The sequence below is a fragment of the Microbacterium sp. K36 genome (genome assembly GCF_004794355.1).
GTDB classification, from domain to species: domain Bacteria; phylum Actinomycetota; class Actinomycetes; order Actinomycetales; family Microbacteriaceae; genus Microbacterium; species Microbacterium paraoxydans_D.
This window is the reverse complement of record NZ_SSDN01000080.1, coordinates 23,800-40,099: the sequence shown is the minus strand read 5'-3', so window position 1 is coordinate 40,099 and position 16,300 is coordinate 23,800. Positions and strand designations below refer to the sequence as shown.

General features: G+C 68.9%; 14 protein-coding genes. 3 read left to right on the top strand and 11 right to left on the bottom strand.

Annotation, left to right across the window (positions count from 1 at the left end):
• The first annotated feature begins 10 nt into the window (after positions 1-10).
• A complete protein-coding gene (locus tag DW296_RS09745; RefSeq protein WP_136052067.1) occupies positions 11-1,261 on the top strand; it encodes an oligosaccharide flippase family protein in 1,251 nt (416 codons plus the stop codon).
• A 217-nt stretch (positions 1,262-1,478) separates the two neighbouring features.
• Positions 1,479-2,570 (top strand): hypothetical protein, encoded by a 1,092-nt coding sequence (locus tag DW296_RS09740; RefSeq protein WP_136052066.1) that lies wholly within the window; start codon positions 1,479-1,481, stop codon positions 2,568-2,570.
• Here DW296_RS09740 and DW296_RS09735 read toward each other — a convergent pair.
• Complete coding sequence (locus DW296_RS09735; protein ID WP_136052065.1) at positions 2,558-3,805, bottom strand: O-antigen ligase family protein; 1,248 nt, start codon at positions 3,803-3,805, stop codon at positions 2,558-2,560. The genes DW296_RS09740 and DW296_RS09735 overlap by 13 nt on opposite strands.
• A gap of 54 nt (positions 3,806-3,859) precedes the next feature.
• On the opposite strand from DW296_RS09735, the gene DW296_RS09730 reads away from it, so the two are divergent.
• A complete protein-coding gene (locus DW296_RS09730) occupies positions 3,860-5,035 on the top strand; it encodes an acyltransferase family protein (RefSeq protein ID WP_168429014.1) in 1,176 nt (391 codons plus the stop codon).
• Here the strand turns inward: DW296_RS09730 and DW296_RS09725 are convergent.
• From DW296_RS09725 to DW296_RS09680, 10 genes are all read right to left on the bottom strand, one after another.
• Positions 4,989-6,263, bottom strand: a complete 1,275-nt coding sequence (locus tag DW296_RS09725; RefSeq protein ID WP_136052063.1) for a glycosyltransferase — start codon at positions 6,261-6,263, stop codon at positions 4,989-4,991. The two genes, DW296_RS09730 and DW296_RS09725, sit on opposite strands and share 47 nt — an antisense overlap.
• Before the next feature lie 40 nt (positions 6,264-6,303).
• The gene (gene wecB, locus DW296_RS09720; protein WP_136052062.1) at positions 6,304-7,434 is read right to left on the bottom strand and encodes a non-hydrolyzing UDP-N-acetylglucosamine 2-epimerase; all 1,131 of its coding nucleotides are present in this window, start codon (positions 7,432-7,434) and stop codon (positions 6,304-6,306) included.
• A gap of 1 nt (position 7,435) precedes the next feature.
• Entirely contained in the window at positions 7,436-8,530 is a 1,095-nt protein-coding gene (locus DW296_RS09715) for a polysaccharide biosynthesis C-terminal domain-containing protein (RefSeq protein ID WP_136052061.1), read from the bottom strand.
• Positions 8,527-9,576: a polysaccharide biosynthesis protein gene (locus DW296_RS09710; protein WP_136052060.1), complete on the bottom strand. Its 1,050-nt coding sequence runs from the start codon at positions 9,574-9,576 to the stop codon at positions 8,527-8,529. Before DW296_RS09710 ends, DW296_RS09715 begins: the two co-directional genes overlap by 4 nt.
• Positions 9,573-10,793 carry a glycosyltransferase family 4 protein gene (locus DW296_RS09705; RefSeq protein WP_136052059.1) on the bottom strand — a complete coding sequence of 407 codons (1,221 nt, stop codon included), beginning with the start codon at positions 10,791-10,793 and terminating at the stop codon, positions 9,573-9,575. Before DW296_RS09705 ends, DW296_RS09710 begins: the two co-directional genes overlap by 4 nt.
• Complete coding sequence (locus DW296_RS09700; protein ID WP_136052058.1) at positions 10,790-11,455, bottom strand: acetyltransferase; 666 nt, start codon at positions 11,453-11,455, stop codon at positions 10,790-10,792. Before DW296_RS09700 ends, DW296_RS09705 begins: the two co-directional genes overlap by 4 nt.
• Positions 11,452-12,069 carry a sugar transferase gene (locus DW296_RS09695; protein WP_136052057.1) on the bottom strand — a complete coding sequence of 206 codons (618 nt, stop codon included), beginning with the start codon at positions 12,067-12,069 and terminating at the stop codon, positions 11,452-11,454. Before DW296_RS09695 ends, DW296_RS09700 begins: the two co-directional genes overlap by 4 nt.
• On the bottom strand, positions 12,066-13,196 hold the full coding sequence (locus DW296_RS09690; protein ID WP_136052056.1) for a DegT/DnrJ/EryC1/StrS family aminotransferase: 1,131 nt from the start codon (positions 13,194-13,196) through the stop codon (positions 12,066-12,068). The genes DW296_RS09695 and DW296_RS09690 overlap by 4 nt, the downstream gene beginning before the upstream one ends.
• Entirely contained in the window at positions 13,193-15,064 is a 1,872-nt protein-coding gene (locus tag DW296_RS09685; RefSeq protein WP_240743054.1) for a polysaccharide biosynthesis protein, read from the bottom strand. Before DW296_RS09685 ends, DW296_RS09690 begins: the two co-directional genes overlap by 4 nt.
• Positions 15,065-15,135: 71 nt before the next feature.
• On the bottom strand, positions 15,136-16,284 hold the full coding sequence (locus DW296_RS09680; RefSeq protein WP_136052055.1) for a hypothetical protein: 1,149 nt from the start codon (positions 16,282-16,284) through the stop codon (positions 15,136-15,138).
• Positions 16,285-16,300: the final 16 nt, after the last annotated feature.

The following is a 16,300-nucleotide window of genomic DNA, read 5'->3' as shown; positions in this document are numbered from 1 at the left end:
GTACATAGGCGTGCGCAACGCACGCGTCCGAGGCTTCCTCTCGATGTCGGGCGGCACGGTGTTCGCCCAGATCATAACGCTCGCTGCGCTGCCGTTCGTCTCCCGGCTGTATTCGCCGGCCGACTTCGGGGTCCTCTCCATCGTGCTCGCGATCTCCGCCATCGTGACGCCCGCCGCCTGCCTTCAGTTCGATGCCGCTGTCCTCCTTCCGCGAGGAAAGCGGGACGCGCGCGCGGTCACGACCGCAGCGCTGCTGGCCGTGACGATCGTCGCCCTCGTCTGGGCACTGCTCTCCGATCTGGTCGCCGGGATCATCTTCAGCCAGCGCGTGCCGTTCCTCTGGCTCTGGGTCCTCCTCATCTCCTGGCTGACCGGCCTGTTCACGTTGTTCTCACAACTCGCCATCCGGGAGCGGCGATATGGGAAGGTGGCCGCCCGGTCCATCTATCAGGCCTCGACCTTGGCGGTCACCCAAGTCGGCTTCGGCCTTCTCCAGTCCGGCTCGTTCGGCCTCCTAGCCTCTGCTGTCCTCAGCCGCCTCGCCGGGATTCTAGGGTTGGCCCGCTCCTCGCGCGTGTACCTCGGCCGGCACCGGGCCTCCGATGTCCGCGCCGTGTTGCGTAGGTACTGGAGATTCCCCGTCGTATTCGCGCCCTCCGCGGTTCTCAACTCACTCGGTCTCCAACTCCCGGTCGTCTTCCTCGCCGCCGTCTACGGCGTGCAGTTCGCGGGGCAGCTGGGAATGGCCGAGCGCATCGCCGCCGTCCCGATCGCTTTGGTGGGAACCGCGATCGGTCAGGTCTTCATCGGAGAGATCTCTGAGCTGCGCCGCCGGGAGAAAGCGACGTATCAGAGACTGTTCCTCCGTCTCAGCGCGGTCCTCGCCGCCACGTCGATCGTCGGTCTCGGGCTCCTCGCCGTCTTCTCGCCGGCACTGATCCCCTGGATCCTGGGAGACGCATGGGCGGAGGCAGGTTCGCTCGTGCAGATCCTGTCGGTCATGGGCATGTTCCGCCTGGTCGCGACGCCCTTGTCCGCGTCGATTAGCCTGTTCGAGCGCGCGCGAGCCAATGTCCTCATAGATCTCACCCGCATCGCCCTCCTGGGAACAGCCGTGGTCGCGATCCTGCTCACGCGGCCGGAACCGGCCCACGCGACGATCCTGATGTACGGCGCGCTGGCAATCGTGTACGTGATCACCTGGGCCTATGTCTGGTGGTTGCTCCGACGCGAATCAGCTCCGCAGCGGAGAGCCGTATGAGCGAGGACGTCGACCACATACTCCCCGATCCGCTCCCGAGAAAGCAGGGCTGACCGTGTACGCGAGCGCCACAACCTTCGCCATCACACCGCAGCGGGCATTGGACCAGGGGTCCGGGCTGCCTGCGGCTCGCGTGCGCCCCTCAGAGCGGGCCGCCGAGCCCCTCGAGGTGAACATGCTCGCCCTGTGGGGTGCGGATGACAGCGAGCCCGTGGTCATGGTCACGCTGGACCTGCTGTACCCCGGGCGCGCGATCCGTACGGCCGTCGAGGACGCCGCCGCACCGCTGCCCGCGGATCGCGTGTTCGTTGCCGCTTCCCACACGCACCAGGCGCCGATGACTGCGAGCGGGAAACCCCTGTTGGGACGCCCGGACGACGAATACGTGACGTGGCTGCAGAGCGAGTTGCGTGCCCGCATCCCCGAACTGCTGAACCCGGAGAACAGACGGAGAGCGACTGTCGACGTCGCTGAGACCGTCGCCGCGCACTCCGTCAACCGGCGACGACGCGTCCGCTTCTACCCGGGCCGGAGGCTGGAGCGGAATGTCGTCGCGATCGCCCCGGACCCCGCCGGGATCACTGACGAGCAGGTCATCGTGCTCACGATGCGAGATGAGCACGGAGCGCCGCTTGCTCATGTGTGGAACTATGCCTGCCACCCGGTCGCCCACCCTCGGCCGGAGACGTACTCCGCTCACTTCCCACACCGGGTACGAGAGCGATTCCGCTCAACAGTGGGGGCAGCCGAGACGCCCGTTCTGTTCCTCCAGGGCTTCTCCGGAAACACCCGCCCGAACGCATCCATCGGCTTCTCCGGCGCCCGAGGGCTGGTCCGCCGTCTGGTCTCCGGGCCGCAGTTCCGATCGATGACCAGCCGCCGCTACCACGACTGGGCCTCCTCCCTGGCCACTGTCGTCGTCGATGCCCCTCTTCGGCGCACGAGTGCCGAGGTCGACCGCATAGAGACACGACGGGTCGAGCGGCCGGGGACGGAGTTCGCGGCGACTCTCGATCATCCGGTCAGCTTCCATTCGCTCCGCCTGTCGGACGTGGTCACGATCGCTGGCGTCAGTGGCGAAGCCGTCGCCGAGTACTCCGCCGCCGTTTCCGCGCTCTCGCGAACGGCTCTCACGATGAGGGTCGGGTGCATCGACGACACTTTCGGCTATATCCCGACGACGACGATGCTCGCAGAGGGCGGGTACGAGGGCAGGGGTTTCTGTCGCTACTTCGGTGTCGAGAGCGTGCATCCGGATGTCGAGGTTCACACCCTCGCGGGTTTCCGGGCGGTCCTTCAGCCCGAGTGAGCGCCGCGCGTCGCGACGGAGCGCATGCGCGGCGGATCCGCGACCTCTCGGTCGACGGGGTTCGTCGATTCCTGGCGCTTCCCCACGGCCCAGATCGCGAACGCCGTCACGAGGAGCAGCCGGTTACCGTTGATGTCGGAGGAGACCATCGCGTTTGCGAAGGCGAACACGAACAGGCTGAGCATCGCCGTCGTCTGCCAGTCCACCGCTTCCCGCGCTCCCCGCACGAGTGACATAACGAGCAGGCACACCACTGCGATGAGAACCAGGATTCCCGCTTCGACCGCGACCTCCAGCAGAAGGTTGTGCGGGTACGGCGTGCCGAAATAGTCGAACGTGCCCCAGCCGCTACCGAACGGCTGTGCGAGAAAGAGCTCGTAGGTGTATGACCAGATCGCGGCGCGAACGTCGGGCCCGGAACCAGCGTCGCCAGTCAGCGCGCTGATGATGCGGGCGAGGCCAGCGGTCTGGGAGGACTGGAGCAGATACCACCCGCCGACCCCCGCGACGGCCGCGAGCCCGAGGACCGCACGCACCCGATACTTGCGGTAGACAGAGGCGGTGATGACCGTGACGCCGACGGCCAACAACAGCGCGATAAGCGGGCCACGGCTTCCGGTGAGCGTCGCCACGGCAGTGAGCGCGACGGCCAGTATCGCGGTGAGGACGCGCAGCGCCAGCTTGAGGCCGCGAACGGTCGCCGCGATGAGCAGGATGACCGCGGCAGCGAGCACGATGCGTGAGACCGCAATCGTATTCGACCCCTCGACGACGAACCGGCCGGGGGAATTGGAGACCTCGGTGGGCGCGAAAACGAGGTTCGCTGCCGACAGCAATCCGAACCCCACGAGGGCGATCAGGAAGGCAGTCCGTTGCCGAGGAGCGCGAAGCAGGTAGAACGGCGTGACGGCCAGAAGCAGGCTGATCGTGAAAAGCGTCAAGACCTTGGAAGTCGATGCCTCGGTCGGTGCCGGCACGATGACGGCGGCAGGAAGGAACAGCATGAAAACCAGCAGTGGCGCAGCCACTGCCTTGGTCGCGGCGCCGCCTCGAAGCCGAGAGTCGAGCGTGAAGACTGCCACGGCGGCCGCCGACGCCAGCGTGAGATCGACCGGCACCCACGCGAACAGGGGTGTCTCTTTCAGACTTCCCGCCCAGATAAGCAGCGCCAGCGAGAGCGGTCCGAAAAGTGCGTTGCCTCCCCTGGACGCGCTCGTGTCACCGATATCTCGCACGGTGATGAGACTACCGCGAGTACGATTATCGGACCGACACCCGGGGGGTCATCTGTGCGAACCAGCACGGTCGAGCAGATCGCCGAATCAGCCAAGCGCCACAACACCTTCGACTTCATCCGACTGTTCGCCGCGCTGGCCGTCGTCGTCGAGCACTCGGTGCATCACCTGGATGCCGCGTTTCTCTGGCATCAGCGCGACGACACTCTCTGGTTCAACGGCGGAGTCGCGACCTTCTTCATTCTGTCGGGAATGATGGTCTACCGCTCGGGCGAAAGGGCGTATGCGGACGGGCGCCCGTGGCGTGACTTCTACCGCAATCGGGCGTTGCGGATTATTCCGGCGATCTACGCGTACTTCGCCGTACTCGTAGTCCTGCTGATCGTCACCGGCTTCCTCGCCCCTGGTCAGCTTCTCACGGTCCAGTTCGCGGCATTCGCTGTTTCGAATCTTCTCCTCGCTCCCGTCTGGTCGCCGCCGATGCTCGACGATTTCGGCGTCGGAGTCGTGAACGGCAGCCTGTGGACGATTCCCGTCGAGGTCTCCTTCTACGTGATCGTCCCGCTCATGGTGGTGCTCGCGTCCCGTCGCGGGCTGCGCTCGATGCTCGTCGTCGTGCTCATCATCGCCGGCATCAGCGTCGGCGCGTATGGTGCGGTGGGGGCGACGACGACCGAGTCGCTGGCGTGGAAGGCGTTCGGCGTGACCTTCCTTCCCTACCTCTGGTGGTTCGCGATCGGCGCCGCCTGGTCCCGGCTGTGGTCCCGGATCCCCCAGAGGGGATGGATGGCCGCTGTCGCCGTCGTTCTGTATTTCGTGCTGGCCAAGCTTCCCCTCGACCCCGGGCCGGCATTCATCGCCAACGCGGTGGCGGCCGTACCGCTCTCCTACGCTGTGATCTGGTTCGGGTACCACGGCCCGAAGGCGCTCGGTCGCTTCACGGATCGTCTCGGCGACCTCAGCTTCAGCATCTACATCTGGCACATGATCGTCGTGAACCTGCTGGTGAGCTGGGGGGCGCGGAGCTGGGCGATCGACGGCACTCTTCTCGTCCTCGGAGTGGTCGTCGTGACGGCGGTGATCGCCTTCGCGTCTTGGCATCTTGTCGAGAAGCCTGCGCTGAATCGCAAACGCTACACCTCGGCCTGGCCGGGCGGCGGCGAGGCGGCACAGCGGGCTTCGGCTACGACGAAGTCGAGCCCCTCGTCGCCGATGCACGGCGCCCTGTAAGCCGGCGCGAAGCTGGTCGCGCCTCGTGGGCTCCTCCGTGGACTTCCTTCAGAAGATCTCCGATCCCCTCGGAGACCCGAGACCAGTCGAGCACCTCCTGGGCGTCGTCCGCGGCTCGGCGTGCCTTCTCATCGAGGGCAACGTCGTCGCGCAGATAGTCCCTGGTCGCGTCGGCGAGCGCCGTGTCATCGTCCGACACGAAGCCGACGCCGTGTTCGTGGAGGAAGCGCCGCTGTGCTCCTCTGTCCGTTCCCACAACAGCGAGCCCCGCCCGAACGTACTCATAGAGCTTGGTGGGGATGGCGATGTCATTCTGCCCGCCCGCCTCGATGGTCGACAGGCCGACCCGGTACTGCGTGAGGAGGGACGGGATCTCATGTGCAGGCACTACCGGGATCACCCGAAGGTTGTCCGGCGAGCCGTGACGCCGGACGACCTCTTCGAAGTCGATACGGCTTTGCGCATTCGGGAACCTGCCGACGACATCGACGCCGAATCCGTCAGGCTCACCCCGCAGCGCCGCAGCGAGCTTCACCAACCGCTCCATCCCGTATGGCGCGGACAGCGTGCCGATGTGGATCGCTCGCGTGGAACGCTGACTCAGTGCCGGGACGGGAATGTTCGTCGAACCCCGGGTGAGGGGGTAGTTGGGGCTCACGCTGACGGGGATTCCCGCCTCACGGTACGGCGCGGCAATCTCATCCGCCACCGCATCCACCCCGCCATTCGCGCGCACCCACCGTCGTTGCACGGCGTCGATCAGCCGTGCTGTCAGGTCGCGGAGCCGGCCGGAAAGACGCAGGCGTGATGCATAGTACGTGCCGTAGTGCTCGTGGACGTCGTAAACGAATGGCACCCCTCTGCGCCGTGCCCACCGCGCGGCGAACGGCAACAGGTAGAGGTCATGGATGTGGAAAACATCCGCTTCCGCCTCACGCGCTCGCCGATCGACCGTCGTTACCAGGCGGAGCCGCTCTCTCGTGCTCTGGGGTGGCCGGAGCAGTACCTCTGCGGCGCGCGCATCCTCACTGGGACTGCCCGTTCCCGGCCAGATGAACGCCACGCGGAAGCCTGCGTCCAGGGCAGCCTGAGCGACGCGAATGACCCGCTGGTCGCCGCGCGGGTGCACAGTCGGAACGCAGACGATCGGAGCGTCCGGGGACAGGTCCCGCGGAGCATGAAGGACCCACGCTCCGGCGTCGATCACCGTGCTGTCGCCCTCGCTCACGCAGCGTCCTCGGTCAGGCAGTGCGCGCTCGGCCCCATCATCAGCCCCGAAGACCCAGCCGTGCGCGGTGCGAGTGCGTCGTCGACAGGATGAAGGCGGTGGCGCGCCACGCCGTGTTCGAGATCTCGTACTCTGCCGGAACGTAACCGACGTCGGCAGGCGCGGCCGCGAGGCGGGCGGCGACGGCTCGGCGCACCGCTTCCGGCTCCACGCCCGCTGTGATGATCGCCCCCGTGTCGACCGCCTCCGGGCGCTCGATGAAGTCGCGCAACGTGACCGCCGGGAAGCCCAGCAAGCTGGACTCCTCGCTGATCGTTCCGCTGTCGGAGAGCACGAGCTTCGCGTCCTGCTGCAGCTTCACGTAGTCGTGGAAACCGAACGGCGGATGGAACGTGATGCCGTCGATCGCCGTCGCGTCGTCGAGGGCTTCGATCCGCTTGCGTGTGCGCGGATGGGTCGACACGAGCACGGGAAGCCCATACTCGTCGCGCAGCGCCTGGAGCGCGGCGATCGCGGATGCGAGGCGCTCCGGGTTGTCGACGTTCTCCTCACGATGGAGGCTCACCAGGAAGTACTCCCCGGGGCGGAGTCCGGCCTGCGCGACCGCATCACTCGCATCGATGTGTGCCCGGTTCTGCTCCAGCACCTCGCGCATGGGCGACCCCGTGAGGAGGATGCGGGACGGGTGCAGTCCTTCGGCCAGCAGGTTGCGGCGCGCGTGCTCGGTGTACACGAGGTTGTAGTCAGCGACATGGTCGACGAGACGGCGATTCGTCTCCTCCGGCACGTTCTCGTCGAAGGAGCGGTTGCCGGCCTCCATGTGGAACACCGGGATCTTCATCCGCTTGGCGATGACCGCGGAGATGCAGCTGTTGGTATCGCCGAGGACCAGGAAGGCGTCCGGCTGCTCGGCGCGGAGCACCTCCTCGGTCTTCGTGAGGATGGAGCCCAGTGCGGTGCCGAGCGACGAGGTGTCCGCCTCCAGGAAGTGGTCGGGACGACGCAGCCCGAGGTCCTCGAAGAACACCTCGTTCAGCTCGTAGTCATAGTTCTGTCCCGTGTGCACGAGAACCTGGTCGGTGTGCTCGTCCAGCAGTTTGATCGTCGCGGAGAGCCGGATGATCTCGGGACGGGTCCCGACGACGGTCATCACCTTGAGCTTGTCGGCCATGTCACACTGCCTCGGCAATCGTGTCGGGGTGGGCGGGGTCGAAGATGTCGTTCGTCCAGAACGACGTGTAGAGCACGTCGTCGCCGATGTTGGTGATGTTGTGCGCCCACATCGTCGGCATGTCCACCGCTCCCGGCGCCTCGCCCGACACCTCGAACGACACGACCTCCTCAGAGTACAGGCGGCGCAGCGAGATGCGGGCCCGCCCCTGGAGCACCGTGAATCGCTCGATCTTGCGCCGGTGGAAGTGGTCTCCGCGGGTGACGCCGGGGACGGTCGTGGAGAACGACGACTGCCCCGGTCCGCCGTGCGAGCGGATGATCTCGAAGAAGGATCCCCGGGGGTCGGCGTGCCGCGTCAGGTCCAGGGGGGCCTGCGCGGGGAACGTGTACGAGCGGTAGGTGTTGAAGAGGTCGCGGTCGAACGGGTCGGATACGTCGGGGATCTCCCCCCGGCCATAGAGTGCGGCGTACCGCTGGAGGCGTCTGAGAAGGCCGGACACGGTCTCGCGACGCTGGAGCGCCGGCATCCCCGCGAGCGGGACGGCGCCACGCAGCACGTCGGCGGCGTCCTGCGCATGCAGGAGTTCCAGCTCACGGTCGGTCTCGATCCGGGGGGTGTCCCCCTGGGCGATGAGGTGGCTGAAGGTCGCGGTGACCGCGTTGTAGAACGGGCGGCCGTGCTCGCCGAAGAGGTTCGGGAGCAGCACGTCGACGAACTCGGCGCCGACGTCGGACGCCGCGTCGGCGAGGATCGCGGCCGCGCGCGCCTTCGCCTCCCCGTACACCGACCCGTTGCCCGCCTGGATCGAGTTCGCGAACACGACCACGCGGGGAGGCGTGCGGGTGACGCGGAGCGCCGACGCCAGCTGTGTGGCGAAGGCGGCGTTTCCCTCGAGCACCTCCTCGTCGGTGCCGCGGTTCACCCCGGCGGCATGGATCACCCGGTCCGCGCCGGCGAGCGCCGATGCGGCCTCTCCCTCGTCGTACGCGTCGCCGAGGGGGATGCCCGCGACGGCGACGCCCCCCTCCTGGAGCGCGGCACGGAGGTGCCACCCGAGGAAGCCCCTGGCGCCGGTGACCGCGAAACGGCTCACACCGTGTCCGATCCGTCGGAGAGGCCTGCGGCACGGATCTCCGCACGCACTTCGGGCAGCGTGAGCAGCAGCGCCTCCACCTCGGTGACCGACATCTGCTCCACCGTGTGCGAGTCGTAGTCCTCGAAGCGGCTCTGCGCGACGTCGCCCTCCTCGAAGTACACGCTGTAGTTTAGGTCGCGGTTGTCGGCGACCACCCGGAAGTACTCCCCCATGTCCCGGGCGCGGGACAGCTCCTCCCGCGTCGCGAGCGCCTCGGACAGTTTCTCCGCGTGGCGAGTGCCGATGATCTCGATCTTCGCGTCGGAGCGGAAGAGATTCAGCACGGCCTGGGCGAGCGTGCCGATGGAGGTCGCCTTGGCCTTCCGCACGAAGAGGTCGCCTTGCTGGGCATTCCGGAACGCGAACTCCACGAGGTCGACCGAGTGCGCCAGCGACATCATGAAACGGGTCATGTCGGGGTTGGTGATCGTGATGTTCCCGCCGGACTTGAGCTGGCGGATGAACAGCGGGATCACCGATCCGCGGGAGTACATCACGTTGCCGTAGCGCACGCACGAAACCGTCGTCGCGGTGTTGGGGTTGTTGAGACCGTGCGACTGCGCCACCTTCTCCATGAGGGCTTTGGACATACCCATCGCGTTCACCGGGTACACGGCCTTGTCGGTGCTCAGCGCGACGACGGAGGAGACGCCGTTGCGGTCGGCGGCGCGCACCACGTTCTCGCTTCCGTGCACGTTGGTGCGGACGGCCTCCATGGGGAAGAACTCGCACGACGGCACCTGCTTGAGAGCCGCGGCGTGGAAGATGAAGTCGACGTCCCTGGTCGCCCGCTCGACGCTGTCGTAATCGCGCACGTCCCCGACGTAGAACCGCAGGCGTCCGTCCCTGACCTCGTGGCGCATGAGGTCCTGCTTCGCCTCGTCCCTGCTGAAGATGCGGATCTCGGCGACGTCCCGTTCGAGGAGCTTCCTGGCCACCGTGTGGCCGAACGAGCCCGTTCCGCCCGTGACCAGGACGCGGGCGCCGTCGTATGAGTGGCTCATCGTCTGCTCGTTCCCTTCGCGGCTGCCGTGAGGAGCCCTTCGATGCTGGAGATCCCGGAGTCCCGGGAGAACTGCGTGTCATACAGCTCGCGTCCGCGTCGCCCCATGGCGTCGCGATCGTCGGCCGGAAGCGCCGCCGCGGCGCGGAATGCCGCCTCCACCGACCCTACGTCCTCAGCGTCCGCGGTCAGCCCTGCCGACGCGTCGTCCACGAGCGCCCGGACGTCGCCCTGCACCGTGGTCACGACGGGGAGCCCGGCCGAGAGGACGGCCTGGAGTTTGGAGGGGATGGTGCCGCGGAAGACCGGTCGGTCCTTGAGGGAGACCAGCGCGTAGTCGGCGCGGGCGTAGACCTCCCGCATCCGCTCCCGCGCAACGGGGTCGAGGAAGCGCACGTTCTCGGCGCCGAGCGAATCCACGAGCGCACGCAGGGCGGGCTTGGCCACCCCGTCGCCGACGATCGTCAGCCGCACGCCCGCATCCACGGCGGCGTGGGCGGCCCGCACGACGGTGTCGAGATCCTGCATGTCGCCGACGTTGCCCGCGTAGACGATCTCGGCGCGCGGGCTCTCCGCCGGAGGCAGCGTCGTGGTCACCGGCTCGCCGGCGTCGGCCCAGTTGTACACGAGGTGGGCGCGGTCCTTCGGCACTCCCCGGGCGATGAGCGTGGAGACCATGGTCGGCGCGATGCCGATCACGCCGGCGGCCCGCCGATACGCGCTGCGGAGCCAAGGGTCGAGCACCCCCGACACCAGACGGGATGCACGGCCACCGGCGACGAACGAGGAGCCGACGATGGAGTCCGGCCAAAGGTCCTGCACGTGCAGCACATACGGGGCGCCACCCGTCGCCCGCCAGAGCCACGGCCCGAAGCCCGCCGTCATCTGGGTGGCGTAGACGTAGACCACGTCGGCGCCGCGCGCGAGGCGGCCGGCGGTCGCCGAGCTCACCGCGAAGGACAGGTAGTTGAGCATGCGTCTGACGGCGCTCGGCGAATGGTCGGCGAAGAGCGGGACCCGGTGCACCGCGACGGCTCCGTCCTGCTCCGTGTGGCGCCAGCGCTGCCGGTAGCCGGGGAAGATACGCCCCGACGGGTAGTTCGGGTATCCGGTCAGCACCTTCACCTGGTGCCCCCGTGCCGCGAGGCCCTGCGCCAGGTCAGCCGGCAGAGGCACGGCTTCCGGCGGGTAATACTGCGAGACGATCAGCACCTTCATGCCGGGCCCCCGCTCACCAGCGGGCGCGCGGGCACCCCGACCACTGTCGCCCCCGGAGCGACGTCCCTGGTCACGCAGGCCGCCGCTCCGACGGTGGCATCCGCCCCCACCGTGAGTCCCTGGAGGACGACGGAGCCGGCGCCGAGCAGGACGCCCGTCTCGACGACGACGTTCCCCGAGACGATCGCCCCGGGGTTCACGGAGACGTAGTCGGCGAGCGCGGCATCGTGACCGATCACGCTGGCCGGGTTGAGGTGGACGTGGGCGCCGATGTCGACGTTCGTCGATACCTGCACCCCCGCCGTGATGACGACGCCCTCGCCGATCCGCGTCCGGGTGCCGATCACGGCCGACGGGTGGATGAGGGTGGCGGCGCGGAAGCCGGCGTCATGCAGGGAGGCGGCGACCTTGCGGCGCACGGCGGGCGCACCGATGCCGACGACGAAGCGCTCGTCGCCACGCGCCTCCTCCCGCCACTCCTCGAACGTGCCGAGCAGGGGGACGTCGCGCCCCGCGAGCCGCTCGCGGTCGAGGTCCCTGGCGCCGGGGTCGATCACGCCGACGAGTTCGAGCGCGGCACCGCCCGCGATCAGGGCGGCGACGACGTCGAGGGTCTCCCGGCCGAAGCCGCCGGCCCCCAGCACGATGATGCGCTCCGTCATGCGTCGCCTCCGAACTTCGTCATGGTCGCCTGCCCCTCCGCCGTGATCCCCTCGCGGCGCCACACCGCACCGATCGTAGCGATCACGATGCGCAGGTCCAGCCCGACGCTGCGCCGATCCACGTACCGCACGTCCTGAGCGAAACGCTGCTCCCAGGTGACGGCGTTGCGTCCCGTCACCTGCGCGAGCCCGGTGATCCCCGGCCGCACCTCATGCCGTCGCGCCTGCTCCGGCGTGTAGCGGTCGAGGTACTCGACCAGGAGCGGGCGCGGCCCGACGATGCTCATGTCGCCGCGCAGCACGTTCCACAGGCTGGGCAGCTCATCCAGGCTGGTGGCACGCAGGCGGACCCCGAAGGGCGTGAGCCGGTCGGCGTCGCTCACCCAGCCTCGCGCCGCGTCCACCGACCGCATGGAGCGGAACTTGTACAGCGTGAAGATGCGGCCGTGCCGCCCGGGCCGCGGCTGCGCGAACAGCACCGGCCGCCCGAGCCGCGCGGCGACCAGGACCGCCGTCGCGAGGATCACGGGCGACAGCAGGACCAGCGCGACCCCCGCGACGAGGATGTCGAGGCCGCGCTTCACGATGTCGTACGCCCGGAGACCGCCGCTCATCGGTCCAGGAAGCCGCGGATCGCGGTGGTCACCCGCGCGCGCTGGTCGTCGGAGAGCGCGGAGCCGCTCGGCAGCGTCAGCCCGCGCGCGAACAGCGAATCCGAGGCGCCGGAGAGCCGTCGGCGCGCGGTCGCGAAGACGGGCTGTGCATGCATCGGCTTCCACAACGGACGGCTCTCGATGTCGTCCTCCGCGAGCGCGGCGGCCAGCACGGACGGCTCCCATCCGGTCACGGCGGAGTCGACGAGGATCGACGTCAGCCAGACGTTGTCGTCCTCGTCGCCTTCCGCGCCGAACACCTCGACGCCATCGATCTCGGCGAACAGCCGCTTGTAGAGTTCCCGCATCTCACGGCGTCGCGCGATCATCGCGTCGAGACGGACGAGCTGCGCGCGACCCAGCGCCGCCAGGAGATTGCTCATCCGGTAGTTGAAGCCGATGTCGGTGTGCTCGTAGTGGACCACCGGCTGCCGTGCCTGCGTCGCGAGGTAGCGCACGTGCTGGGCGAAGGCCTCGTCGTCCGTCAGCAGCATGCCGCCGCCGGACGTGGTCATGATCTTGTTGCCGTTGAACGACACCACCGACGCCCGCCCGAAGCTCCCGGCAGGGCGTCCGGCGTGGACGGCGCCGAGCGACTCGGCGGCATCCGCCAGCACCGGCACACCGAACTCGTCCGCGATCGCCAGGATCGCGGTGTAGTCGACAGCCTTGCCGAGGAGGTCGACGGGGACGATAGCCGCCGCGCTCTCGCCGCCGTCGCGGAGCTCGATCAGTGCTTCCCGCAGCAGCACGGGGTCCATGTTGCCGGTCCGGGGATCAGCGTCGATGAAGTAGGGCTCCGCCCCGGTGTATGTGATGGCGTTGGCCGTGGCCGCGAACGTCATCGACGACGTCAGGACCACGTCTCCCGGCTTCACCCCGAGGGTGACCAGCCCCAGGTGCAGTCCTGCCGTGCCGGAGCTCAACGCGACGCCGTGCGCGACGCCGACCCGGTCCGCCAGCTCCCGCTCGAACGCGTCCACGTCCGGCCCGAGGGGCGCGATCCACCCGGAGCGCATCGCCGCGACGACGGCTTCCTCCTCCTCCACGCCGACATCCGGGGAGGACATGAAGATGCGGGTGCTCATCGCTGCGCCACCGACCCCATCCGCACCGGGGCGATCGTGACCGTGTCGTTCTCGCGGGGCGTCGCGAACATCCGGCGCATCCAGCCTTCCTTGTCGAGACGGTCGGGCGTGATCGTGTCGACACGCGTGTGGGAGACCTTGGGGTGGAACGGACGCTCGAGGTTCTCCCGGGAGCCGACGAGCTCCTCGTGCAGCTTCTCGCCGTTGCGCAGCCCGGTGAAGACGATCTCGATGTCCTTGCCGGACATGGCGATCATCCGCTTCGCGACCTCGAGGATCGACACGGGCTCGCCCATGTCGAGGATGAGCACCTCCCCCGCACGCCCGATGCCGCCCGCCTGCACGACGAGCTGGCAGGCCTCGGGGATGGTCATGAAGTACCGCGTCGCCTGCGGATGCGTGACCGTGAGCGGCCGCCCCTCCGCGATCAGTCGCTGGAACGTCGGGAGCATCGATCCGCGGCTGCCGATGACGTTGCCGAAACGCACCGAGAGGTAGCGCATGCCGGTCTCTTCTCCCGCCCAGGCGGTGAGCTTCTCGGCCACGCGCTTGGAGTGCCCGAGCACGCTGGTGGGGTTGGCTGCCTTGTCCGTCGAGATGTTGACGAAGGTCGTCACGCCGGCGCGCCGGGCGGCGTTGATGACGTTGAGAGTGCCGATGACGTTCGTCTTCCAGGCCTCGTCGGGGTACTGCTCGAGCATCGGCAGGTGCTTGAGCGCGGCGGCGTGGAAGACCACCTCGGGACGGCGCTCGTCGAAGATCCGGTCGAGCGTCGCCGTCTCGCGGATGTCGGCCAGCACGACGTCCGGCGTGTCGAGCAGTCCGTGACCGGCGGTGCCGAGCTGCGCGAACTGCAGCCCCGTCTCGTCGCGGTCGAGCATGACCAGCTCGCGCGGACCGAACTTGGCCAGCTGGCGGCACAGCTCCGCGCCGATCGATCCTCCGGCGCCGGTCACGAGCACACGACGACCGGTGATGTAGCCGGCGATGAGCTCGACGTTGGTGTCCACGGGGTGACGGCCGATGAGGTCCTCGATGCTGATGTCACGGACGTCGGTGAGCGCCCGAATCCCCGAGGTCATCATCTCGATGCTGGGGGTCACCGCCACACGGAGCCCCGCCGCCTCGGCGCGATCGGTGAGCGTGCGCAGCAGGGAGCTGTCGGCACGGGCGATGGCGATCACGGCGAGAGTGGCCCCGGTGCGGGCACGCGCGGCAGCGATGTCCCGCGTGGTGCCGATCACGGCGACCCCGCGCAGGCGCAGGTTCCGCTTGTCCGGATCGTCCTCGAGGAGCCCGACGGGCCGGATCGGCGACAGCGGGTCGGTGGTCATGTTCGCGAGGAGCTTGTCGGCGACGAACCCGGCGCCGATGATGAGCGCAGGCTCCGCGTCCACCCCGGGCTTGCGCGAACGCTCGATGACGAGCCGCGCCACGTACCGCACACCGAACATGAGCAGCAGCACGAAGGGGAACGCGAGGATCAGTGTGGCGCGGGGGACGCCGATCACCGTGCCGAGCGGGATGACGACGAGTGACAGCGCCAGCGCTTCGGCGACGACCAGGAACGCCAGTGTGCGGACCTCGTCGAAGGATCCGTACGTGAACCGGCCGCGATACAGCGCCGTCGCGAAGCCGAGGACGATCTGGATGGCGCCGGCGACGACCGCGAGGACCACGGTCGTGATCCACCCCTGGGCGTCCATCTGGAACTCGAACCGGAGCGCCACGGCGAGAACCACCCCGACGCTCCAGCACGCACCATCGACCAGCGCGGCGAGCAGGCGACGGCGCCGCTGCTTGACCGATGCCTGCGTCGGCGGCCGGTTCTCGTCGGCCTCATCGCCGATCCTCTGTACGCCGCTCACGACAGTCTGCTCCCCCGCATTCGTCTCCACCTGTGTGCCATGCTCTCACAGGAAACGAGAAGGTCCGTGCGTTAGGGGGTGCCGTCGCCGTCCTGCGTGTCCGGTTCCGTGGGGGCGGGAGACTCGACCGGGTCGGGCGGAGTGGTGCCGCCGGTCCCCGGGTTCTGCGGGAAGCTCTGCTGCTGCTGCTCCGCCGCGCGGCGATCGGCCTCCTCGCGCTCGGCCCGCAGCTGGTCCTCGACGAGCGCGCCGAAGGCATCGCGGTACGCCGCATACGCCGTCTGCGCGTCCGCGGACCACGGGTCGGCGGCGGCCGCGGCGTCGGCCGTCTGGATCACGGCGACGCGGAACGGCTCCCCGGCCCCCGGCCGCTCCTCCGTCGCCGATTCGGCGGAGGGGACGAACGAGTCGGCGAAGGCGGTGAGAGCCGGTGCGGCAGCCGGCCGGAGCGCGTCGAGCGCCCCTCGGACCGTTCGCATGTCCGCCGTCTCGCGGTCGAGGGCCTCCAGGCGCTCCTGCGCCGCGTCGATGGCACCGCCGACCTCGACCAGGGAATCCTCGTCGACGTCTCCGCGCCGATACTCGGCGGGCGCCTCGGGGATGTCGATGGCGGCGAGACCCGCGAGGTAGGTGTCGAGCGCCGCGACCGCCGCCTGCCGCGGCGCGGGGTCGGTCACATCGAGCACGTCGCCCTCCGACGAGAGCGGATCGGGGACAGTGGCGGTGTCGAGCAGAGCCGCACGCAGCGCCGTCGCTTCCGCCGTCTGCGTCGCGATGTCGGCGACGATGCCGTCCCTGGTCGTCGTCAGAGCCTGCTGCGCGTTCTGAATGGTCGCCTCATCGGCCTGGAGCGACTCGAGCGCACTGGCCGCGGGGCTCGCCGTGGCGGCCTGGATCCCGCCGACGGTGACCGCGGCGACGACCGCGACGACGGCCAGCGCGGCAGCGGACAGGGACAGCGGATCGAGCTTCCGACGACGGCGCGGGGCCTCCGAGGCGACCGCGGGCGCGACGGCGGCGAAGGGCACCGCGCTACGGGCGGCGGCCTCCGCGCGGCGCGCGAGTTCCCGGGTGTCCGACATCCCGGCCGTACGGGGCAAGCGCGAGCGCGGATCCCCGACGAGATCGCGCAACCGTGCGGCGGAGGCCACCTCGCGCACGGCGGACTTCTCATGGTCCGTGCGCGGGCCGTTGGGGAAGAGAGTGTCGAGAGCCGTCATGCCGCCTTCAGGGAAT